Annotated in this window: 15 protein-coding genes and 3 pseudogenes; 12 read left to right on the top strand and 6 right to left on the bottom strand. The window is 64.9% G+C overall.

The features are described 5' to 3' along the window. Positions 1–321 precede the first annotated feature (321 nt). From BMI01S_RS16010 to BMI01S_RS15980, 7 genes and pseudogenes are all read left to right on the top strand, one after another. Positions 322–990: a haloacid dehalogenase type II gene (locus tag BMI01S_RS16010; RefSeq protein ID WP_028231507.1), complete on the top strand. Its 669-nt coding sequence runs from the start codon at positions 322–324 to the stop codon at positions 988–990. A gap of 291 nt (positions 991–1,281) precedes the next feature. After that, on the top strand, positions 1,282–2,868 hold the full coding sequence (locus tag BMI01S_RS16005) for an ABC transporter substrate-binding protein (RefSeq protein WP_028231506.1): 1,587 nt from the start codon (positions 1,282–1,284) through the stop codon (positions 2,866–2,868). 49 nt (positions 2,869–2,917) lie between these two features. Then, the gene (locus tag BMI01S_RS16000) at positions 2,918–3,871 is read left to right on the top strand and encodes an ABC transporter permease (protein WP_028231505.1); all 954 of its coding nucleotides are present in this window, start codon (positions 2,918–2,920) and stop codon (positions 3,869–3,871) included. Between the two features lie 30 nt (positions 3,872–3,901). Continuing rightward, entirely contained in the window at positions 3,902–4,858 is a 957-nt protein-coding gene (locus BMI01S_RS15995; protein ID WP_036045470.1) for an ABC transporter permease, read from the top strand. Further along, the gene (locus BMI01S_RS15990; protein WP_028231558.1) at positions 4,858–6,732 is read left to right on the top strand and encodes an ABC transporter ATP-binding protein; all 1,875 of its coding nucleotides are present in this window, start codon (positions 4,858–4,860) and stop codon (positions 6,730–6,732) included. The genes BMI01S_RS15995 and BMI01S_RS15990 overlap by 1 nt, the downstream gene beginning before the upstream one ends. Before the next feature lie 197 nt (positions 6,733–6,929). Continuing rightward, positions 6,930–8,207 (top strand): NAD(P)/FAD-dependent oxidoreductase, encoded by a 1,278-nt coding sequence (locus tag BMI01S_RS15985; RefSeq protein ID WP_036045492.1) that lies wholly within the window; start codon positions 6,930–6,932, stop codon positions 8,205–8,207. Positions 8,208–8,231: 24 nt separating this feature from the next. Further along, positions 8,232–8,537, top strand: a pseudogene (locus tag BMI01S_RS15980) (helix-turn-helix domain-containing protein); the annotation flags it as partial. A gap of 132 nt (positions 8,538–8,669) precedes the next feature. Here the strand turns inward: BMI01S_RS15980 and BMI01S_RS44035 are convergent. After that, positions 8,670–8,744, bottom strand: a pseudogene (locus BMI01S_RS44035) (hypothetical protein); the annotation flags it as partial. A 127-nt stretch (positions 8,745–8,871) separates the two neighbouring features. Between BMI01S_RS44035 and BMI01S_RS15975 the strand changes: the two are divergent. The 5 genes and pseudogenes from BMI01S_RS15975 (at position 8,872) to BMI01S_RS15955 (ending at position 13,955) form a co-directional block, all read left to right on the top strand. Beyond that, on the top strand, positions 8,872–9,606 hold the full coding sequence (locus BMI01S_RS15975; RefSeq protein WP_028231503.1) for a cupin domain-containing protein: 735 nt from the start codon (positions 8,872–8,874) through the stop codon (positions 9,604–9,606). A 2-nt stretch (positions 9,607–9,608) separates the two neighbouring features. After that, entirely contained in the window at positions 9,609–10,934 is a 1,326-nt protein-coding gene (locus tag BMI01S_RS15970; protein WP_028231502.1) for an NAD(P)/FAD-dependent oxidoreductase, read from the top strand. Positions 10,935–11,061: 127 nt separating this feature from the next. After that, positions 11,062–11,244, top strand: a pseudogene (locus BMI01S_RS15965) (FAD-dependent oxidoreductase); the annotation flags it as partial. Continuing rightward, positions 11,241–12,698, top strand: coding sequence for an aldehyde dehydrogenase family protein (locus tag BMI01S_RS15960; RefSeq protein WP_028231501.1), 1,458 nt, complete (start codon positions 11,241–11,243; stop codon positions 12,696–12,698). The pseudogene BMI01S_RS15965 and the gene BMI01S_RS15960, both read left to right, overlap by 4 nt. Before the next feature lie 60 nt (positions 12,699–12,758). Beyond that, on the top strand, positions 12,759–13,955 hold the full coding sequence (locus tag BMI01S_RS15955) for a M20 aminoacylase family protein (protein WP_407669040.1): 1,197 nt from the start codon (positions 12,759–12,761) through the stop codon (positions 13,953–13,955). 196 nt (positions 13,956–14,151) lie between these two features. Here the strand turns inward: BMI01S_RS15955 and BMI01S_RS15950 are convergent, their stop codons facing one another. The 5 genes from BMI01S_RS15950 to BMI01S_RS15930 form a co-directional block, all read right to left on the bottom strand. Next, positions 14,152–16,851: a CoA-binding protein gene (locus BMI01S_RS15950; protein ID WP_028231499.1), complete on the bottom strand. Its 2,700-nt coding sequence runs from the start codon at positions 16,849–16,851 to the stop codon at positions 14,152–14,154. Positions 16,852–16,862: 11 nt separating this feature from the next. Beyond that, on the bottom strand, positions 16,863–18,161 hold the full coding sequence (locus BMI01S_RS15945) for an ATP-grasp domain-containing protein (protein ID WP_028231498.1): 1,299 nt from the start codon (positions 18,159–18,161) through the stop codon (positions 16,863–16,865). 638 nt (positions 18,162–18,799) lie between these two features. Continuing rightward, the gene (locus BMI01S_RS15940) at positions 18,800–19,207 is read right to left on the bottom strand and encodes an OsmC family protein (RefSeq protein ID WP_028215557.1); all 408 of its coding nucleotides are present in this window, start codon (positions 19,205–19,207) and stop codon (positions 18,800–18,802) included. 1,403 nt (positions 19,208–20,610) lie between these two features. Next, complete coding sequence (locus BMI01S_RS15935; RefSeq protein ID WP_028231497.1) at positions 20,611–20,949, bottom strand: type II toxin-antitoxin system RelE/ParE family toxin; 339 nt, start codon at positions 20,947–20,949, stop codon at positions 20,611–20,613. Beyond that, positions 20,946–21,182 carry a type II toxin-antitoxin system ParD family antitoxin gene (locus tag BMI01S_RS15930; RefSeq protein ID WP_028215555.1) on the bottom strand — a complete coding sequence of 79 codons (237 nt, stop codon included), beginning with the start codon at positions 21,180–21,182 and terminating at the stop codon, positions 20,946–20,948. Before BMI01S_RS15930 ends, BMI01S_RS15935 begins: the two co-directional genes overlap by 4 nt. Between the last annotated feature and the right edge of the window lie 293 nt (positions 21,183–21,475).

Here is a 21,475-nt window from a genome sequence, read left to right as displayed (position 1 = left end):
ACGAACGCGTGTTTCGTGCCATTGCGGCGCATCGATCCCGCAGCTTCTGCTGCGCGCATGCCACTACGATGGAAGCACGGTGGCGTCGTCGTTCGTCGCCATGTCGCACCGCTGGATGCCGCACGCCACGCCCGCGAAGGCCACGGCGGCGCTTCGCCCGGACGCGCCGCAGATCGTGCTGCTCGCTGCGTGCAATACGCGACGATTATGCGTTTGGAACCGCGCCGAACGATGCGCGAACGACTTTTTGCCCTGATTCAATTTCGTTGAACCCAGCCCGTCCCCGGCCCTGCCGGGGCTTCACACCGACAGGACCTCACCATGATTCAATTTGAACCGAAGTACATCACGTTCGACTGCTACGGCACGCTGATCCACTTCCGAATGGGCGAGATGGCGCGCGAGGTCTACGCGGACAGGCTGTCGCCGGTCGCGCTCGAACAGTTCGTGCGAGCGTTCGCCGCCTATCGGCTCGACGAGGTGCTCGGCGCGTGGAAGCCGTTTCGCGACGTCGTCGTCAATGCGATCCGGCGCACCTGCGCGAGGGTAGGCGTGAAGTTCGACGAAGCCGAAGCCGAGCGCTTCTATCTGGCAGTGCCGACCTGGGGTCCGCATCCGGACGTGCCGGCCGGCCTGTCGCGGCTCGCCAGCAAGTACAAGCTCGTGATCCTGTCGAACGCAATGGACGACCAGATCATGAGCAACGTCGACAAGCTCGGCGCGCCGTTCCATGCGGTGTTCACCGCTCAGCAGGCGCAGTCGTACAAGCCGCGCATGCAAGGCTTCGAGTACATGTTCGACAAGCTCGGCTGCAAGCCCGAGGACGTGCTGCACGTGTCGTCGAGCCTGCGCTACGACCTGATGACGGCCGAGGATCTCGGCATCAAGCACAAGGCGTTCGTCAATCGCGGCCACGAGCCGGGCACGCCTTTCTACAACTATTACGAAGTGTCGGACATCGGCCATCTCGCAACGCAGCTCGGGCTGTAAGCGGCGCCCGCGCTTAATTCTGTACCGAACGGTTAACAGGCGGCGGCCGTCATTCTGCGTCCGGCAAACGGCGATACGGGCGCGCACGCAGCAAACAATGCTGCGCGGGTGGCTCAAAACGGTCGATTCGTATCGTGAGGGCGGCCCGAATCGCGACAAACCGCATTTTGGCGGTGCTTAAATGAGTTGCATGCGCACGACGTCGCACCCGCCACCAGCAAGCGGGCGCGGCGGGGTTGAAGAACTACGCTGGACTCCACGATCCACTTACCACAGTCAGGAGCAGTTCGGATGAGCGACGATATCGACAACGGCGGCGGCAACGGTGGCTTCACGCGCCGCGACATGATGCGGGTCATGGCGGCGAGCGGCATGATGGCCGCCGGCGCCGGCGGACTGCTGGTGAACCCCCGGACTGCCTTCGCCGCGCCCGCGCCGCAGCGCGGCGGCAAGATCCGGGTCGCGAACGATACCAGTTCGACGGCCGATACGCTGGACCCGGCCAAGGGCTCGACGGGCGCGGACTACATCCGCTTCTTCATGTTCTATAGCGGCCTCACGCAGCTCGATCAGAGCCTGACGCCGCAGATGAATCTTGCCGAGTCGCTGCACACGACAGACGCGAAGACGTGGGTCATCAAGCTGCGCAAGGGCGTCACGTTCCACGACGGGAAACCCGTCGGACCGGCCGACGTGGTGTTTTCACTGATGCGCCACAAGAACCCGACCACCGCGTCCAAGGTCAAGACGCTCGCCGACCAGTTCGTGGACGCGAAGGCGAGCGGCCCTGACGAAGTCACGCTCACGCTCGCCAGCGCGAACGCGGACCTGCCGGTGATCCTCGCGACGCCGCAGTTCGTGATCGTCAAGGACGGCACGACCGACTTCTCGACCGGCATCGGCTGCGGCCCGTACAAGCTGAAGACGTTCAAGCCGGGCGTGTCGACGGCCGGCGTGCGCAACGACAGCTACTTCAAGCCGGGCATGCCGTATCTCGACGAGATCGAGCTGATCGGCATCAGCGACAGCGCAGCGCGGCTCAACGCGCTGCTTTCGGGCGACGTGCACCTGATCAACGCGATCGATCCGCGCTCGACTCAGCAGGTCGGATCCGCGCCGGGCTATGCGCTGAAGGAAACCAAGTCGGGCCTGTATACCGATCTGATCGTGCGTAGCGAAAACCCGATTACCGCGAACCCCGATTTCGTCGAAGGGATGAAGTACCTGTTCGATCGCGAACAGATCCGCTCGGCGGTGTTCCGCGGCTATGCGGTGATCGGCAATGACCAGCCGATTCCGCCGGGGCATCGCTACTTCAACGCGTCGCTGCCGCAGCGGCCGCACGACCCGGACAAGGCGAAGTTCCTGTTCCAGAAGGCCGGCGCGCTGGGTTCCACGCTGCCGCCGATCTATGCGACGTCCGACGCGAACGGATCGATCGAGATGGCCGTGCTGCTGCAGCAGGCCGGCCAGAAAATCGGCCTGAACCTGCAGGTGAACCGCGTGTCGGCCGACGGCTACTGGTCGAACCACTGGATGAAGCATCCGCTCGGCTTCGGCAACATCAATCCGCGCTCGAGTGCCGACGTGCTGTTCACGCAGTTCTTCAAGTCGGACGCGCCGTGGAACGAGTCGGGCTGGAACAACGCGAACTTCGACCAGTTGCTGCTCGCCGCGCGCTCCGAGACCGACGATGCGAAACGCAAGCAGATGTACGGCGAGATGCAGACGATCGTGGCGCAGCACGGCCGGGTCGGGATCCCCGCGTTCATCAGTTTCCTCGACGGGTACGACAAGCGGCTCGGGGGCCTCGGTTCGATTCCGACCGGTCCGATGATGGGCGGCATGTTCGCCGAGTACGTGTGGTGGAACGCCTGACGCCGTCGCTTGCCGCCGCCGCGCGCGGCTTTTTCGGGAGTCCTGCTTCATGAACCGAATCCTCGTCGCGCTGATCGGCCGGCGCATCGCGGTGACCGTACTGACGCTGCTGATCGTGTCCGCCATCATCTTCACGATCACGAACCTGCTGCCGGGGGACGCCGCGCAGGCCGCGCTGGGCCAGTCGGCGACGCCGGAGACGATCGCCGCGCTGCGCCAGCAGTTCGGCCTCGACCAGCCGGCGCACGTGCGCTACCTGCACTGGCTCGCGGGGCTGCTGCACGGCGATTTCGGCCGTTCGCTGTCCGGCGATATGCCGGTGTCGGAGATGATCGGCACACGCCTGCCGAAGTCGCTCACGCTCGCGGCAATCACGACCGCCGTGTCGGTGCCGATCGCGCTGCTGCTCGGCATCGTCGCCGCAGTCAAGCGCGAATCGGCGGTCGATCGCGTGATCAGCCTCGGCACGCTGTCTCTCGTCGCGACGCCGGAATTCCTGATCGCGACGGTCGCGGTGCTCGTGTTCGCCGTGAAGCTGCGGTGGTTGTCCGCGCTGTCGTACAGCGGCCCGATCGGCAGCGTGCACGATTTCCTGCGAGCCTATGCGATGCCTGTGCTGACGCTGTGCGCGGTCGTGATCGCGCAAATGGCGCGGATGACGCGCGCCGCAGTGATCGAGCAGCTGAGCGCGTCGTATGTCGAAATGGCCGTGCTCAAGGGGGCGAGCCCCGCGCGAGTCGTGCTGCGTCATGCGCTGCCTAACGCGATCGGTCCGATCGCGAATGCGATCGCATTGAGCCTGTCGTATCTGCTCGGCGGCGTGATCGTCGTCGAGACGATCTTCAATTATCCCGGCCTCGCCAGCCTGATGGTCGATGCCGTTGGCAACCGTGACTTCCCGCTGGTTCAGGCCTGCACGCTGATCTTCTGTGTCGCTTACCTGACGCTCGTGCTGTTCGCCGATCTGTGCTCGATCGTGTCGAACCCGCGACTGCGCAGCTGAGTGTTTCGTCCTCCTACCGAGATGCCGACCATGCACCCGAGCGAATCCGTTCAACGCAGCAGCACGCTGCAGCCGCCAAGCGAGCCCCGCCCGCCGCGGGGCGGCTTGCCGCCTGCCGCACCTTCCCCCGACCAGCCGCCCAGGCGCCGCGCGCCGCGCATGAAACTGACGGCCGGCGGCCGCGTCGGGCTGTCGATGGTCGGCCTGATGCTGTTCATCGCGGCGTTCTCGCCGCTGCTCGCGCCGCACGACGTCGGCGAGATCGTCACGTCGGACGTGTTCGCGCCGTTCAGCGCGAAGCTGCCGTTCGGCTCCGACTTCCTCGGCCGCGACATGCTGAGCCGGATCCTGTACGGCACGCGGCTCACCGTGCTGCTCGCGCTCGCGGCGGTGCTGCTCGCCGCGCTGACCGGCACGACGCTCGGGTTGCTCGCGACCGTGTCGGGCCGCGCGGTCGACGAGACGATGAGCCGACTGCTCGACGCGCTCACGTCAATTCCGTCGAAGATGTTCGCGCTGATGTTCGTCGCCGCGTTCGGCTCGTCGCTGCCGCTCCTGGTCCTCACTGCCGCGGTCAGCTACATGCCGGGCTCGTACCGGATCGCGCGCGCGCTGGCGGTCAACATCAGCACGCTCGAATTCGTACAGGTCGCGCGGGCTCGCGGCGAGAGCGCGCTGTACATCGCGTGCGTCGAGATGCTGCCGAACATGATCCACCCGATGCTCGCCGATACCGGGCTACGCTTCACGTTCGTCGTGCTGCTGCTGAGCGGCCTGAGCTTTCTCGGGCTCGGCGTACAGCCGCCGTATGCGGACCTCGGCTCTCTCGTGCGCGAGAACATCGCCAGCCTCGGCGGCGGTTCGGCCGTCGCGATCATGCCAGCGGTCGCGATCGCGATCCTGACGGTGGGGGTCAACCTCCTGATCGACGGCCTGCCGCATCGCGGCCGCCGCAAGGGCGCGGCCGTGGCCGCGGGAGAACACTGATGCGAGATCAATCGACTCCGCTCGTCGAAGTGCGCGGACTGCGCGTGGTCGGCGGCCGTCCGGGCGGCGCGGAAACGACGATCGTCCACGACGTCGACTTCGACGTCGGATGCGGCGAGGTGCTAGCGCTGATCGGCGAGTCGGGCTCCGGCAAGACAACGATCGCGCTGTCGCTGATGGGCCATGCGCGTGCCGGCTGCCGGATCGCCGGCGGCTCGGTGAAGCTCGGCGGCATCGACGTCTGCAGGCTGCCGGCACAGGCGCTGGCCGCGCTGCGCGGCCGCAAGGTTGCGTACATCGCGCAGAGCGCGGCCGCCGCGTTCAACCCGTCGCGCACGATCCTCGACCAGGTGATCGAGAGCGCGTTGATCCACCGGACCCTGACGAAGCGCGATGCGCAGGCGAAGGCGGTCGAGCTGTTTCGCGCGCTCGCGCTGCCCGAGCCGGAGACGATCGGCAAGCGTTATCCGCACCAGGTGTCGGGCGGACAACTGCAGCGGCTAATGGCCGCGATGGCGCTGATCACCGACCCGGAGCTCGTGATCCTCGACGAACCGACCACCGCGCTCGATGTGACCACGCAGATCGACGTGCTGCAGGCGTTCAAGAACGTGATCCGGCGCTGCGGGATGAGCGCGGTGTACGTGTCGCATGACCTGGCCGTGGTCGCGCAAATGGCCGACCGGATCGTGGTGCTGAGCGACGGCGTGATCCGCGAGACCGGCGCTACGGAACAGATCCTGCATGCGCCGACGCACCCCTACACGCAGAGCCTGATCGCGGCGGTCACGCCGGGCGATGCGCAACGCGACGAGAAACCTGCGCCCGCGGCACCGGGCCCGCTGCTCGATGTGCGCGGCGTGATCGCCGGCTATGGCAGCCGCGCCGCGAACGGCTGGCCCGCGAAGGTGATCCTGCACGAAGTGGACCTGCGCATCGGGCGCGGACAGACGGTCGGCGTGATCGGCGAGTCGGGCTCCGGCAAGACGACGCTCGCGAAGGTGATCGCGGGGCTCGTGCCGGCGACGGGCGGGCGGATCCTGCTCGACGGCGAACCGCTCGCGCTCGACATCGGCAAGCGCACGAAGGAGCAGCACCGCCGCGTGCAGATCGTATTCCAGAATGCCGATACCGCGCTCAATCCGGTGCATACGGTCGAGCGCACACTGGCGCGGCCGCTCGCGTTCTATCACGGGATCAGGGGCGCGCGTGCGCGGCAGCGCGTCGCTCAGCTGCTCGAACTCGTGCGCCTGCCACAGGCGGTCGCCGCGCGGCGCACCGGCGAGCTGTCGGGCGGGCAGAAGCAGCGCGTGAACCTCGCGCGCGCGCTCGCGGCCGAGCCCGACCTGATCCTGTGCGACGAGGTCACATCGGCGCTCGACACCGTGGTCGGAGCCGCGATCATGGATCTGCTGCGCGAGCTGCAGGCGAAGCTCGGCGTGTCGTACGTGTTCATCACGCATGACATTGCGAAGGTGCGCGCGATCAGCGACGACATCGTCGTGCTGTACGCCGGCCGCCGCGTCGAAACCGGCAGCCGCGACGCGCTGTGCGCGCCGCCTTACCACCCGTATTCGCACCTGCTCGTGTCGTCCGCGCCCGAGCTGCGCGCGGGCTGGCTCGATGATGCCGGCGAGCGTTGCCACCGGCCGCTGGTGCCTATCGGCGCGAGCGCCGATGACACCGAGCTGTGTTCGTTCTTGCCGCGCTGCGCGATGCGGGTGGACGGCGTCTGCAACCGGACGGCACCGGCGCTGCGCACGCTCGAGAACGGTGCGAAGGTGCTGTGCCATCGAAGCGAGGAAGATCTCACGCGCTTCCAGGCCGAGCCGCTTCAGGTTGGCATCGCGCCGGTGCAGCCGGTGCATCCGTAGTGGGCGATACGCCGCTTTTCATCGCGCGTGCCGCGGCAGCCGGCGTTCCGCATAGTCTGCTGCGGCGATCGCGCAAAACGGCGATTTCTGCGCGCTGCGCGCGCGAATGCGCGGCAACTGCGTTTTTTGATGGTGATTAAATGGTTTGCAATGGACGGTCGCCGATGGTCGTCGCACGAACGCTCGAAAAGGATTCGATGAAACTGGAATCATACTGGCTGGATACCCGCCCGGCGTTTCGCGCCGGCAGCGAAGGGCCCGTCGAAGGGCGTGCGGACGTGGTCGTGATCGGCGGCGGCTTCACCGGATTGTCGGCGGCGCTCGCGCTCGCACAGCGCGGCGCATCGGTGGTCCTGCTCGAGGCCGCGCAGATCGCAGGCGAAGCGTCGGGCCGCAACGGCGGCCAGTGCAACACCGGCGTCGCGCAGGACTACGCGTCGCTGGTCGCCCGAATCGGCGCCGCGCCGGCGAAGCAGTTCTATCGCGCGTACGAGAGCGCAGTGAAGAGCGTCGAGACGATCGTCGCGGAGCATGCGATCGATTGCGACTTCCGGCGTGCGGGCAAGCTGAAGCTCGCCGCGAAGCCGCAGCATTTCGCAGGACTCGCGAAGACGTTCGACCTGTTGCGACGGGACGTCGATTCGGACATCGAACTGATCGAGCCATCGCGGATCCGCGATGAAGTCGATTCGGACGGCTTCTACGGCGGGCTGTTGCAGAGCAACGGCGCGCAGATGCACATGGGCAAATTCGGCGTTGGCCTGGCGCAGGCAGCCGTGCGCTCGGGCGCACGAATCTTCGAGCACGCAGCCGTCACGAAGCTCGAACGGCTCGACGGCGAGCGCCATACGGTCGCCTGCACGCGCGGCACGATCGTCGCCGACCGCGTGCTGGTCGCGACCGGCGCATCGCAGCACGGACCGTTCGCGTGGTTCCGGCGACGCATCGCGCCGGTCGGCAGTTTCATCGTCGTCACCGAGCCGCTGCCCGATGCGCAGCTGAACCGGCTGTTCCCGAACCGCCGCGCGTACGTGACCTCCCGCCAGATCGGCAACTACTTCCGGGTGACGCACGACAACCGGCTGCTGTTTGGCGGCCGCGCGCGCTTCGCGATGTCGAGCCCGCGCTCCGACGCGAGAAGCGGCGAGATCCTGCGTGCCGGGATGGCCGGCTATTTTCCGGAACTGGCCAACGTGCGGCTCGATTACTGCTGGGGTGGGCTGGTCGACATCACCGCCGACCGCCTTCCGCGCGCGGGCCAGCACGACGGGCTCTACTACTCGATGGGCTACAGCGGCCACGGCGTGCAGATGTCCGTGCACATGGGCCGCGTGATGGCAGATGTGCTGTATGGCGCGGCCGCGTCGAATCCGTGGCGCGAGCTGGACTGGCCCGCGATGCCCGGCCATTTCGGCCACGCGTGGTTCCTGCCGTTCGTCGGCGCCTACTACCGGATGCAGGATTTCCTGCACTGAAACGAGCGCCGGGGAGGATTCGATATGACAGTGCAATTCGCTGGCTCGCCTGGTCTCGCGCGGCCCGTATCGCCGGCGATCGGCGATGTGCTGCGCACGATCGACGCATCGTTCGCGCAGCCGCTGAACCTCGACACACTCGCTTCGGTAGCCGGCTTGAGCGTGTCGCGTTTCACTGCGCGCTTTCGCGGCGAAACCGGGTTGTCGCCGCACAGGTATCTGTGCCTCGTGCGGGTACGGCGTGCGCAGGACCTGTTGTGCGCCGGTCTCGCGCCGTCGGTCGTCGCGACCGAGGTCGGCTTCTTCGATCAGAGCCATCTGTGCCGACATTTCCGGCGAGTGCTCGGGATCACGCCGCGCGACTATGTGGTAGCGCGGGAAGGGCGCGCGACGGCGTGCATGTCGCCGACGGCAATGTCGCCCACGCGCACGTCGCAAACGCGCACGTCGCAAACGCGCATGTCGCAAACGCGCATGTCGCAAACGCGCACGTCGCAAACGCGCACGTGCGCAGAAGGCCGCGAAGAGACGTGTCACGCGGCGTAACAACAAGCACGGATGTTATGTAGACCTGAAGGTTTCCGGCAGGAGAGCCGGCGAACGACGATTTCCGATATCGCGCGGCGGTTTCAGTCAAACCGCCACGCACTGCACAGGAGCAAAAATGACGGCAGCTTTCGTGTTGCACCGTGCCGACGGCGCACCTTCTTCAACCGCCTTCCGCAAGCATGCGTTCGGCGAGGGCGATCCGTTCGCGCAACACCGGGAGATTGCATGGGAAGGGCCCGACGCGATGGCCGCGGGGCGTATCGGCTTCGTCGGCGAGCTCGACGTGCCGAGCTTTCCGCACATTGAAACGATCATCGTCGTCGAAGGTGAGCTGACGCTCGAGGCGGCCGGCGCCGCGCCGCTGGTGCTCGGCCCGCGGCAAGGCGCCGTCATCGGCGGCGGCACCGCGCTTCGTATCGCCGCGCAATCGCGGGTGCTGCTGATGTTCTGCGCGGCCGCGTGCGCGACACCGACGAAGCGCGGCCTCTTTGCGCTACATGCCGACGCTGACTTCAAACCGTCCGCAACGCTGCCGGCGGAGGTGCTGCTCGGCCCGGCGCCGCAATGCCGCAGCGACAACGTGTTCGTCGACGACGGCGCCGCGTACTGCGCGGGCACGTGGGATTCGTCGCCCTATCACCGGATCGTCCGCCCGCATCGCGTGAACGAGTTCATGCTCCTGCTGGACGGCGCCGTACGATTCGCCGCGCCCGATGGCAGCGTACTGTCGCTCGGTGCCGGTGACGCGCTGTTCGTGCCGCGGGGTGCATCGATCGGTTGGGAAAGCAGTGAACGCGTGGCGAAGTTCTACGTCGTGCAGAACGTCAATGCCTCCACCGAGCGAGACTGAACATGTCCCCTCCGCTGCACCATATCGAAACGCTGGCCACGCCGCCCGCTTCGGCCGATGTCGTCGTGATCGGCGGCGGCATCATCGGCGTCTTTGCCGCCTATTACCTCGCCCGGCGCGGCGTGTCGGTCGCGCTCGTCGAGAAGGGGCGAATCGGCGCCGAACAGTCTAGCCGCAACTGGGGCTGGTGCCGGCAGCAGAACCGCGACGAGCGCGAATTGCCGATGGCGAGCAAGAGCATCGATCTGTGGGAGCGATTCGCGGCCGAATCCGGCGAAGACACGGGCTTTCATCGCTGCGGGCTGTTGTATCTGAGCAATGACGACGCCGAGCTGTCCCGCTGGGCCAGCTGGGGGGAATTTGCGAAGACCGCGGGCGTGACGACGTACATGCTCGACAGCAAGCAGGCCACCGAGCGTGGGCACGCGACCGGGCGGCAATGGAAGGGCGGCGTATTCTCGCCGAGCGACGGCACGGCGGACCCGGGGAAGGCCGCACCCGCGGTGGCCACCGCACTGATGAAGCTCGGCGGCAGTGTCCATCAGCACTGCGCAGCGCGCGGCATCGAACTCGAGGGCGGGCGTGTCAGCGGCGTCGTCACGGAGGCCGGCGTCATCAAGACCAGGACGGTCGTGCTCGCCGGCGGCGCATGGGCGTCGTCGTTCTGCCGGCAGCTCGGCATCCGCTTTCCGCAGGCCTCGATCCGTCAGTCGATCCTGAGCGTTTCGCCCGTCGAGCATCCGCTGCCCGATGCGATGTACACGTCCGGCGTTTCCGTTACGCGCCGCAGCGACGGACGCTACGCCCTGGCGATCAGCGGCCGCGCGCGCGTGGACCCGACGCAGCAGTTCCTGCGCTTTGCGCCGCAATTCGTGCCGATGTTCGCAAAGCGCTGGCGCAATCTTCTGCCGGGCGGCCTCGAAGGGGTGCGCGGCGGCCATGAATCGCTGAAGCGCTGGCGCCTCGATGCGCCCACGCCGATGGAGGCGGTACGCATCCTGGATCCGAAGCCCGACATGCGGACGGTCAACGAAACGTACCGGCGCGCCGTCGAACTCCTGCCCGAACTTCGCGGCGCAAAGATCACGCACGCATGGGCCGGGTTCGTGGACAGCACGCCGGACGGCGTGCCGGGCATCGGCGAAGTGCCAGGCGTGCCGGGGCTGATCCTCGCTGCGGGCTTTTCGGGCCACGGCTTCGGGATAGGACCGGGCGCCGGGCACCTCATCGCGGATCTCGCGACCGGCGCGCAGCCGCTGGTCGATCCAGTGCCGTATGAGCCGGCCCGGTTCAACGATTCCTCGTGGGGAAAGGTTGCCGATTTCTAGAGCGGGGCCGTCGCGCGAAGACGGTGTCGGCCTCGGGACGAGGCGGATCGAGTGCGCTCGCACCGGTCCGCCAGCTTTGGAGTTGGTCATGCAATCCGGTTCCTGGTCGCTTGATACGTCCGAGCCATTCGTGAGCCACGGCACGCGCATGGCGGCGCTGATGGGCGCGCCGATGGCGGAAATCATGGACGGGCGCGCCGATCTCAATTCGTGGAGGGGCTTCGACCGGCCGGCGATTCCCGGTCACTTCGGAAATCCGTTTCTTTCGTTCGTCGGAGCGTGCTACCGACTCAAGGACACCCTGCAATGATTTCTCCCGTGACTCACCTGAAGCAAGCCGGAAGGCTGGACCGGTTCTTCATCGATGGCGATTGGAGCGTGCCCGACGGCGGCGACCGGTTCGCGGTCGTGTGCCCTTCCACCGAGGACACGTTGTGCGAAATCCCGCTCGGCAGCGCACGCGACGCCGACCGCGCCGCACGTGCCGCGCGCCGGGCGTTCGAGCGGTGGTCGGCTACATCCCCGCAAGCGCGCGCCGCGCTGCTCGACCGCGTTCATGCGTTGATCCTCGAGCGTGCGGAACTGTTCGCCACCGCGCTCGCCATGGAGATGGGCGCGCCCATCGGCTATGCGCGTGCCGCGCACGTGCCGCTCGCAGCCGAACATATCCGGGTTGCGCGCGACAACCTCGCGAGCTACTCGTTCGTCACGCGGCGGGGGACGACCGCGATCGCGCGCGAGCCGATCGGCGTGTGCGCGCTGATCACGCCATGGAACTGGCCGATCTATCAAATCACCGCGAAGGTCGGGCCGGCGCTCGCCGCCGGCTGTACGGTGGTGCTCAAACCGAGCGAGCTGGCGCCGCTCTGCGCGCTGCTGTTCACGGAAGTGATCGCCGATGCGGGTGTGCCTGCCGGCGTGTTCAACCTTGTGAGCGGCAGCGGTGCGGAGGTAGGTGCCGCGCTTTCGGCGCACCCTGAGGTCGACATGGTGTCGATCACCGGATCGACGCGGGCGGGCGTGCTGGTTGCCCAGGCGGCTGCGCCGACGGTCAAGCGCGTCGCGCAGGAGCTCGGCGGCAAGTCGCCGAACATCGTCCTGCCGGATGCGGACCTGGAGCGGGCTATTGCGCCGGGCGTGGCCGCCGCGTTCCGGAACATGGGGCAGTCGTGCAGCGCGCCGACCCGCATGATCGTGCCGCGCAACGTGCTCGGCGCGGTCGAGGAACGGGCCATCGCGGCGGCGCAGCGGCTCATCGTCGGTGACCCTTTCGCCGAAGCAACGACGCATGGGCCGCTCGCCAATCGCGCGCAGTTCGGGCGGGTCGCGCAGATGATCGACGCCGGCCTCGACGAACGCGCCAGGTTGATCGCCGGTGGACCGGGGCGGCCTGCGGGCTTCGACAAGGGTTTTTATGCGCGGCCGACGATTTTCTCCGACGTGCGCACCGACATGGCGATCGCGCAGCAGGAGATCTTCGGTCCGGTCCTTGCGATCCTGCCTTACGACACCGTTGACGAAGCGGTCGCGATCGCGAACGACACGGTCTACGGGCTCGGCGCGCATGTGCAGGGCACGGACATGGAACGCGCGCGCGCGGTGGCCGCGCGCATCCGGTCGGGGCAGGTGCATCTGAACTATCCGGCGTGGGATCCGCAGGCACCGTTCGGCGGATACAAGCAATCGGGCAACGGCCGCGAGTACGGGATCGAAGGGATGGAGGACTACATGGAGGTCAAGTCGATCGTCGGGTACTACGGCTGACGCGGCCGCTGCGCGCAAATGCGCCGGCAGTAGAGAATAGAAGCCATCTACTTTCCGAAGGTGCCGAAATTGGAACACTCCGTCGTTTCCGAAACGTCGCTGAGCGCGCATCAAGCGCACTGGGCCGGATTGCGCCGCGATCTGCATGCGCATCCCGAACTGCGCTTCGAGGAGCACAGAACGGCCGGCGTCGTCGCTCGCGAGCTCGAAGCGCTCGGCTATTCGGTGTCGCGCGGGCTGGGCGGCACGGGTGTCGTCGCGAGCCTGCGCGGTGCGGATCCGGGCCGCGGCATCGTGCTGCGCGCCGATCTCGACGCGTTACCCATCCACGAAGCCAACGACTTCGCGCACGCATCGTGCACGCACGGGATCATGCACGCGTGCGGGCATGACGGCCATACCGTGATGTTGCTCGGCGCCGCGCGCATCCTGAAGGAACTGCCGCAATTGCCAGGCAACGTGCATTTCGTGTTTCAGCCCGGAGAAGAGGGCGGTGCGGGCGCGCGCAAGATGATCGACGACGGGCTGTTCGAGCAATATCCCACCGAAGCGGTGTTTGGCATGCACAACTGGCCCGGCTTGCCCGCCGGGCATTTCGGGCTGCGTACCGGCCCGATCATGGCCGCTGGCTGCCGCTTCAGGATTACGGTAACGGGCAAGGGCGCGCATGCGGCGCAGCCGCATCTGGGCATCGATCCGGTCCCGCTCGCGTGCGCGATGGTGCTGCAATGTCAGACCATCGCCGCGCGACACAAGGATCCCGTCGATCCCGCCGTCATTTCCGTCTGTATGTTCCATGCGGGTACGACGGACAACGTCATTCCGGACACTGCCGAGCTGCGCGGCACGATACGCACGCTGTCGTCCGGATTGCAGCAGAAGCTGCAGCACGACGTCCAGCTTGCGTGCGAGGGGCTGGCCACGGCTCATGGCGCGCGGGTCGACGTGGAGTTTTTTCAGTACTACCCGGCGACGGTCAACACGCCGGCCGAGACGGCGCTGTGCGAAGCGGTGATTCGCGACACGTTCGGAGATAAACGCCTGTACCGCGAGGTGCCGCCGAACATGACGTCCGAAGACTTCGGCTTCATGCTGGAGGAGCGGCCGGGCGCTTACGTGCTGATCGGCAATGCGCGGGACGGCACGACCGCGCCGGCACTGCATCACCCAGAATACGATTTCAACGACGACATCATTTCGGCCGGCGTCCGGTATTGGGTTGCGTTGGCGCAGCATTACTTCAGGCGATCGCCTTGATGCGCCAATTCGACGTTAAAGACCGGGTGGTTGGGGTCGGGATCGTGCTGCGTTCGATGCGCACGGCTCGACAGCAGGGCGCTCGTACAGGTGTCCTGAACGATTGATGTTCTCCAGTAATCAGTCGACGTTTCGCCCGGCTGCGCCGGTGCTACCTGTGCCTGTAGCGCCCGGCCGAGCCCTCGGATTTCAGCGATCAGGCAACGAAACGACACTGGGAGGCAGGCGTGCGCGTGTCCATATTGCGTCCGCGGTTCAGATGATCGTCGATTTCCGCCGCGCACCCGAGCATGCGCGGGTAAAGGAAGATCGTGAACGCGGCGGTTTCGAGATCCGACTCGCTGAACTCCCCGCGCTGGAGCGGCTGCCACAGCATCTTCAGCAGCAGCGCGGCGATCACGGCATCGACGTTGACGCAGTAGACGGTACGCGACACGCCCGCATCGAACAATGCCTGCACCAGCGCACGGTAGTACGCATGAAACGCGTTGTACTCGCCGCGTGCCTCATAAAGCTCGGAGATGAACACTTCGCGCGGATCGTGATTCACGGGCTTGTCCTTGAAGACCGGATGATTTACGCCCGGCAGCTTGGCGATGTCGAGGCTTCCCGCCTGCTTTTGACGCGCCTTGTACTGCGCATAGTGCTCGACGGCGCGGCGCGCGAGTGCTTCGAGGTCGACGCCGTGTTGCGCGTCGGCGGGATCGCTGAGGCCGCTGCCGCGAAATGCCTCGTTGAGGAACGCGATACCTTCGTAGCCGTTGCCGCCATGCGTATAGCCCGAGTGCGTGAGAAAGCCCGTCAGCGCCTTGTTCAACTGGACCCGTTCGGGGGACTCGGGACCGTCGGCGGACACCGCGCCCTTCGCGCCTTGCGCCGAGATCGCACCCGGTCCGTTCGTGAGCAGCAATCCGGTCAGTGTCCTGAATGCGAACAGGTCGTCGGCGGACGGCTTCAGGCCGAGCAGCGCCGCGAATGCCACTTCCGTCAGCGAGCGCTCGCCGAGTAACTCCTCCGTGGAAAAGTCGCAGAAACTGCCAGGACGGTGGTGCGACGCGTCCGCCGAGGCGCCGATCAGCGTACCGAAGAGCTTCATCCACCAGGGCAGGCCCTCCGCCGTCAAACGCGAGATGCGCTTGCGCATGAGCGGGCCCCAGGCAAGTGTCGTCGTGATCGCCGCGAGCACGGCGTCCGCGCGCGGATGGCCCGGGCCGTTGGCGAGCCACCGCACGAATACCGAACTCACGCCGCGTGTCGCGAGCCCGGCGAGAATGGCCTCCGCTTGCAGGTCAGGTTGCTCGGAAAAGAGTGCCGCGCTCCCTTCGGTGCCGATCGCGTCGATGTCGAACTCGCGATCGAACGCGTCCACAAGTTTCGCTGCCGCGAAGCGGTCGATCATCAGCCTGGCCGCCTCGCGCGCCGCGCGCTGGCGATTCGGCCCGACGATCGCCGCTGCGGCGGCGAGCACCGTGTTTGGCGCATTGCCCGCCTCGCGCGCCGCTTGCGCGGCCGCCAGTTCAGGTGTGCCGTACAGGTTCACCGCCGCGCCGATTGCAACGTCAACGAGTTGCTCGTCGTTTGCGCCGCCGAACTCGTGCAACAACGCAAGGCACACGTTCTCTTCGAAGGAATGCTTCGCTGCTTCAAGCATCGATACGCCGTGCAGACTGCTGACCTGTGTTTTCGCGTCCATCTGCGAGGCGCCCGAGGCGTCTTTCAACGGCTGCCGCGGCGGGATCGCGCCGATCTGGTCATTCACCCGCGCGACTTGCTCATCGTACGGTGCAACAGCTTTCACGACTGGAAGTGCGAGTTCCTCGGGCAACGCGAGTCCCTGATCGGAGCCGAACCACGGCTTGAGCGCGAGACTGCCTTCGGGCTCGAAGTCCGGCATCGTTGCGTTTGCGCGCATCACCGCCGTGAGCGCGGCGGGAATATGGGCGATATTCGTCACCACCGCGCCCTTCGCCGAGCAGCATGGATCTTCGGGCGTGAAGAGCCGTTCGACGCCGAACTTCTCCATGAACCAGCGTTCCTTCGCGAGCGCATCGTCGGCGCCGCCGGCCATCGCGCCCGCATGTCCCACTGCGCGCGTGAGACGGCTCTTCCAGCGGCCCACGACGCACGCGACCACGGGTTTCCTGAAGTCCGCGTCGGCCTCGTAGTATCCGCCGGGCTCGCAATACAGCACGGCCGCCTTGCTGCGGGCGTCGTTGGCGAGGGCGAAGGCGAATTCCGGGGCGGCATAGTGGATGTAGACATCCTTGCCGCTGGAAATGACCGTGGATGTGCCCCAGCCGCTCATGCGCAGGTACTGCGCGATCGTGGTGCTGAAACCACCGGAGTTCGAGAAGATTGCGATCGATCCCTGACGCAGTGTCGCGCCCGGATCGTCACCGCCGAGCGCGCCGCCGATTCGCACGCGCTGCCACGAGTCCGCGACGCCCAGCCCGTTTGCGCCGAAGATGTCGATGCCCGCCTGCTGCCCCATCGCCCGGATCTCGCGAGCGTCGTGCACGGCGATCTTCTCCGTGATGATGAAGATTTTGCGCAGATCCGGATTCACGCGAATCAGTTCGGCTACGCCGTCGCGCGCGGCCGAAGGCGGCAGGTACACGACGCCGCAGTTGAAGCGATGGCCGGCTTCGAGACCGTCCCGCACGTTATTGAAGACCGGAATCTCGCCTGCGGGCGTCGCGAGCATCTGTCCGCCTTTGCCGGGCGCGGTGCCGAATACGACGTTCGCACCCGAGAAAGCGTGACTCACTGGCGTCACGTCCGACGACTCGCCGCCGAGAATATTGAGCACGCAGACGCGATCTTCGCGCGTGGCGATATCTGCCAGCGACTGAATTCCAACGAAGTATTTAAAACGACTGTTGCCTTGCTTGTACATGTCCGATCTCCTCAAACCGATGCGGTTTGCGTTTGAGCCTCGCGCGCGCCGATGCGCGCCGCGACCTGCGCACGGCCGCCCGATTGCATCCACGTATCGGCCTTGCGCGCGTACTGGATCACTTCGCTGATGTCGGAGTCGAAGCCAAAGAGGCGATAAGGCAGGCCTAGCGAATCGCAGGTGTCGCGCAGTGCGGCCATGCCGCGCACGAGGTTCGGACCGCCGCGGCCGAGGACGACGTAGAGCGGCGTCGGGCCGTGCTCGCTGAAGTGCTCGCGTAGCGCATCGGCCATCGCGCGCAGTGTCTCGTAGATGTCGGTGTTGTTCGACTTGCCGCCGATGATGAACAGCACGTTGGATTGCTTGAGCCAGTGTCGGAAGCAGATGCGCGCCACTTCCTTCATCTTCTCGTACGGAGGATTGCCGCCGAAATCCGACGAGATGATGGCCGCGTCGCCCAGCATTTCCGTGACGAGCGAGTTCGCGCCGCCGCCGAAGGTGGGCGCAAGGATGGTTCCTTTATCGTTGATCACGTAGACATCGCTTTGTCCCTGGTGCGTGCGAAGCTGATTGATCTCCTGCTCGAAATCCGAGTAGTCGGCGGCGAAAAGATGGGGCGGGAGACCGAGCCGCGAGAAACGCGGATCGTCGCGATCGAATCCGCACTTGAAGTCGCACGCCACGGGCGTGAGGCGGCCCTTTTTGTCTTCGCGCATGCGGATCGGGTTGAGTTCGAGCGTCGTCATGCCGAAATCGTGGAATAACTCCCAGAGCTTCGGCAACTGCTGCACGAGTGGCGAGATGATTTCACGCGGCGCGCCGATCTCGCTCAGCGCATTCGCGACGACGAACGCCTTCAGTCCTGTCAGCGCATCGAACGGCACCATCGCGACATGCTTTGGATCGACCTCCTCGATGTCCATTCCGCCCATGTGCGACAGCGTCATGGTGGGAGCGCGAAAACGCGTGGAATCGGTGATCGAAAAGTAGACTTCGTGTTTGGCGGGTACACCCGCTTCGAATGTCACGCCGTTCGCCTTGGCCCTCATATGACCTACAACGTGCTCGGCAAAGTACAGCCGTTCTTTTTCCGCGAGCGCCGTCTTGAGATCAGTCGCGCGGCCGAGCAGGCCGGCCTTGCCTTTCTTCCCCACGCCGCCCTTGAACACCGGTTTGATGAATATCTGACCGTGTCGGTCGATGAGCGACTTGATCTCTTCTTCGCTGGCGCCCGGGCCCAGCACTTCGCTGGACGGAAAGCCGACGAATTGCAACAGGCGCGCGCCGTGCAACATTCCGGTGATCTGCATGTGAAGTGTCTCCTGAATTTGAAGGTAATGACGAATGAAGCGGGTACTGGGTATTCAGTCAGCTCGCTGCGGCAGGCGCGAGAAGCACCGCTGCCGTGGACGCTCGAAAGCGGCGGCAGGGGATTCACGTAGCGAGGTGGGGCAGGCGAGATGCGCGTCGGCGACCGTAGGCGGCACCCGTGACCGGGCTTGCACTGGGATGAGGCGAAACGCGGTTCTGCGCTTCGCGCCTGTCTCCGATGCGTTCTCTGTTATGAACGTCTTGAGGATCGATGTTTGCGCAGGATGCGCAAAACGAGAAGTGCAATTTTCTGAAGCATTGATGTTCAAAGGTTATCAATGCCGACGAGGGGAAGGGGCGCTGCAGCGGGTATTGTCGGAATCGCGGCACCATGCGCATGTCAGCACCTTTTCAGGGAGGGGAAAATCCTGGCCCCCTACGTCGCCCACTTGAGGCAATCCTTCGCTTCTTGCGCGTTCTCCCTCCCGCTTGACCAACAGTGTTCCTCACGGGCTATCAAGCTCTGATTTTCATTCCTGCTGTTTTGATCGGAGACACGCCGACGCGACAAGGCTATGTGATTCGAATTGCACTTTCTCGAAAATACGCAACACCCACGCGGCCCGGGCGGGTACGTTCACCGTTCCACCATCGTGGTGTCGATGCGCGTGCCACGCTTGATGAAGAGCGTGACTGGCGTCTTCTCGCAGATCTCTGCGAGTCGAGCCCGTTGCATGTTTTCGAGCGGCGCATCGACAGTTACGGTGCGGCGGATGTACTGGTTGCCATCATGGTCGGCGTGCAGGGAGGCCGTCACATCGATGGCGCCGTCGGGCCATCCCTTGCGCTGCATATACATGCGCAGCGTCGCGGACGTGCACGCCGCGAGACCCGCGAGCACGAATTCGAATGGGGCAGGGCCGCGATCCTGACCGCCTTCGCGCGGCCCTTCGTCGCCAGCCAGCACATGGCGGCCAGCGTCGATGGCGACTAGGTAGTTGGGTGCATCAATGGCAAGTCGGGCAGAGGCTGTAGCGAGCGGCATGGTATTTCCTCGGGGACTGGATGGCTGCCACGGCGGAAGAGGATTGCGGCGGGACGCATTCAATGTTGCCGCCCGCATGCGCGATCCGTGCCGGCGGAATCAATTGTGCCACCTTCTTCATGGCGCTGCCCCGCGCGGGCCGCCCTGTCGGCTTCGCGTCGTGGGACGGCTACCGCAAGGTGATCAACGATATACCGGCGCCCGCTGCGTACTATCCTCGCAACGGATGTGGCACGACCCCTTTGATCGTTGACCAGTGCCATGGATACTTACTTCGGGCATCGCAGGTGGCCGGTTGGCGTGTGTTCGGCAATAAGTTCGGGTCGGCCACGGTCGCGACGCTGCGGCCTGGGCACGCATTTGGACAAGCGGAGAATCCGCTTTGCGCAGGCAATCAACGCAAGGTTGTTGGCGGTAATGCAACAACGTAGGGAAGACAAGTTGCAAAACTACGAACGTATAAAAATCGGTCTTTATCGCCAAAAGTTCTGAGATGGTTTCCGCTAAGATATTCACTATCATTCTGTTCTACTAGTTATCCAGAAAAGCGGAAGCGTTGAACATTACATTCAAAAATGCGCAGTATCTTTTTTTGAAAAACGGTCTATCGTTATAGCGTGCACTCTATCTTGCGCATCGGGTTCATCCGGCCCATCGGCGTTCTTCAGATGCCCCTGTCACCTCGAACGCCAACCGCGGACTTGCCGCGTTAGCTGTTCTCTACACCCGGTAGAAAGCCAGACCCGCAACCGGGTTCCAGCAGCGGGCGAAATCGCCGGCAGCGACTGACCGTCGTGTGCCGGTCGCTTCGCTTATGCCCACATCAAAGCGTTTTTACAAGATGGCACCTGATTTCATATTGATGAAGGAGTAATGTCATGAAGACGACGTTTCTCGTATGCACGGTGGCGCTTTTTGGCGCTCTCGCTTTAGTTGACGGAGCGCAGGCCCAGGACGCCTCAGGACAACAAAATAGCCAATCGGCCTCTATTGGAAACCCTTCAGATACATCCGGGTATGGAGGTGTGTCCGGAAGCGCCAGTGCAAGCGGGATAGCCCGCTCAGGATGGGCTACGTGCGGCCATGAGTCGAAGTGCAACCCTGACAGCGGCCACTAGATCGGTCACCCGAAGCACGGGTCTTCCCGGTTCGGTTCATCTAACCCGGAAGACCCGCAACGATGTTTGCCCAACATCGGTGCACGGCGCGTATGTCTTTCGCGATCCTAACTGAATAAAAGCTGTAGCCTGGATAAAGAAAAACGGGTGACAGTGACGACGCGAGAGCTTCTGCGACTCAAGGAACGGTTATGGCACCCGGCAGGACGATCGCGTGCGTCGTCAATAGAGAAAAGGATCCGGCCGAAAGACGTGTCTTCGCACGGCATGACCGGTCAGAACGCGTCATTGAATCTCGCTGTCGTCGTTCAAGAGCCACGACGGGATATCGCGTTTACCGTCAAGCACGCGCCAGACTTCGACGTGATCCGTGCGCTCGACGTAGAAGATCACATGCGGATAGCGGTCAAGTGGCCAGGATCGCAAGCCTGGTATGTCCAACTCGTACGCATAACGAGAGGATCCAATGTTCGGGTTTCTAGAGAGATGGGCGTACGCCCGCTCGATTTCGGCGATGAATCCGAGCGCTGCCTGTTCCGAGCCTTCGTCCACGAGGTAGTAGGTCAGCTCGTCTTCCACGTCCCGCGTGGCCAGCCTCGTCGGTATGACGGGCTTTGCCGTCATTTGCGCGAGGTGCGCACGCGAACGCGCAGCGATTCGAAGTATTTGGAATCGACTGGATCCGCGAGGCCCGACGCCGCCCCCTGCAGGATAAGTCCGCGCAGGCGCTTGCGATCCTGGTCCTTACGGATCAGTTCGCGGACGTATTCGCTGCTCGTGCCGTAGCCGCCCTGGCCGACCTGCTCGTCGACGTATTCCTTCAGCGAATCGGGGAGGGAAATGTTCATTGTGCCCATGCAAATCAGTCTATCAGTCTTGGCAAATTTTGCCAAACCGGGGGATTTTTTCAGGCCTCCCTGACACTCCGAAGGCGTAAGAGGCGTCGCATCCACAGCGTTGGGTGACGGATCGTCCCGCTGCTCGCTGCCTGCCGCCCAAGGGTTTTCACTGCACTATCCATTTTTTTTGACAAAAGACAAATTTGATTGACCGACCGGACGGTTAATTTATACTGCGTCAACCTGCCACCCTCCCTGGATCGCTGCCGATGTACACCCAATCCCTCGACATCCCCGGCAACGTCGCCCCA

The organism is Paraburkholderia mimosarum LMG 23256 = NBRC 106338 (assembly GCF_000739815.1).
GTDB classification, from domain to species: Bacteria; Pseudomonadota; Gammaproteobacteria; order Burkholderiales; family Burkholderiaceae; genus Paraburkholderia; species Paraburkholderia mimosarum.
This window is presented reverse-complemented; position numbering and strand designations above follow the sequence as displayed.

What these genes read in the sequence shown, in the direction of transcription:
- BMI01S_RS15990 (WP_028231558.1), top strand. Translation starts at nt 4,858, where the DNA reads ATGCGAGATCAATCGACTCCGCTCGTCGAAGTGCGCGGACTGCGCGTG.
- BMI01S_RS15995 (WP_036045470.1), top strand. Translation starts at nt 3,902, where the DNA reads ATGCACCCGAGCGAATCCGTTCAACGCAGCAGCACGCTGCAGCCGCCA.
- BMI01S_RS15960 (WP_028231501.1), top strand. Translation starts at nt 11,241, where the DNA reads ATGATTTCTCCCGTGACTCACCTGAAGCAAGCCGGAAGGCTGGACCGG.
- BMI01S_RS15950 (WP_028231499.1), bottom strand. Translation starts at nt 16,851, where the DNA reads ATGTACAAGCAAGGCAACAGTCGTTTTAAATACTTCGTTGGAATTCAG.
- BMI01S_RS16000 (WP_028231505.1), top strand. Translation starts at nt 2,918, where the DNA reads ATGAACCGAATCCTCGTCGCGCTGATCGGCCGGCGCATCGCGGTGACC.
- BMI01S_RS15970 (WP_028231502.1), top strand. Translation starts at nt 9,609, where the DNA reads ATGTCCCCTCCGCTGCACCATATCGAAACGCTGGCCACGCCGCCCGCT.
- BMI01S_RS15985 (WP_036045492.1), top strand. Translation starts at nt 6,930, where the DNA reads ATGAAACTGGAATCATACTGGCTGGATACCCGCCCGGCGTTTCGCGCC.
- BMI01S_RS15945 (WP_028231498.1), bottom strand. Translation starts at nt 18,161, where the DNA reads ATGCAGATCACCGGAATGTTGCACGGCGCGCGCCTGTTGCAATTCGTC.
- BMI01S_RS16010 (WP_028231507.1), top strand. Translation starts at nt 322, where the DNA reads ATGATTCAATTTGAACCGAAGTACATCACGTTCGACTGCTACGGCACG.
- BMI01S_RS15940 (WP_028215557.1), bottom strand. Translation starts at nt 19,207, where the DNA reads ATGCCGCTCGCTACAGCCTCTGCCCGACTTGCCATTGATGCACCCAAC.
- BMI01S_RS15975 (WP_028231503.1), top strand. Translation starts at nt 8,872, where the DNA reads ATGACGGCAGCTTTCGTGTTGCACCGTGCCGACGGCGCACCTTCTTCA.
- BMI01S_RS16005 (WP_028231506.1), top strand. Translation starts at nt 1,282, where the DNA reads ATGAGCGACGATATCGACAACGGCGGCGGCAACGGTGGCTTCACGCGC.
- BMI01S_RS15930 (WP_028215555.1), bottom strand. Translation starts at nt 21,182, where the DNA reads ATGGGCACAATGAACATTTCCCTCCCCGATTCGCTGAAGGAATACGTC.
- BMI01S_RS15935 (WP_028231497.1), bottom strand. Translation starts at nt 20,949, where the DNA reads ATGACGGCAAAGCCCGTCATACCGACGAGGCTGGCCACGCGGGACGTG.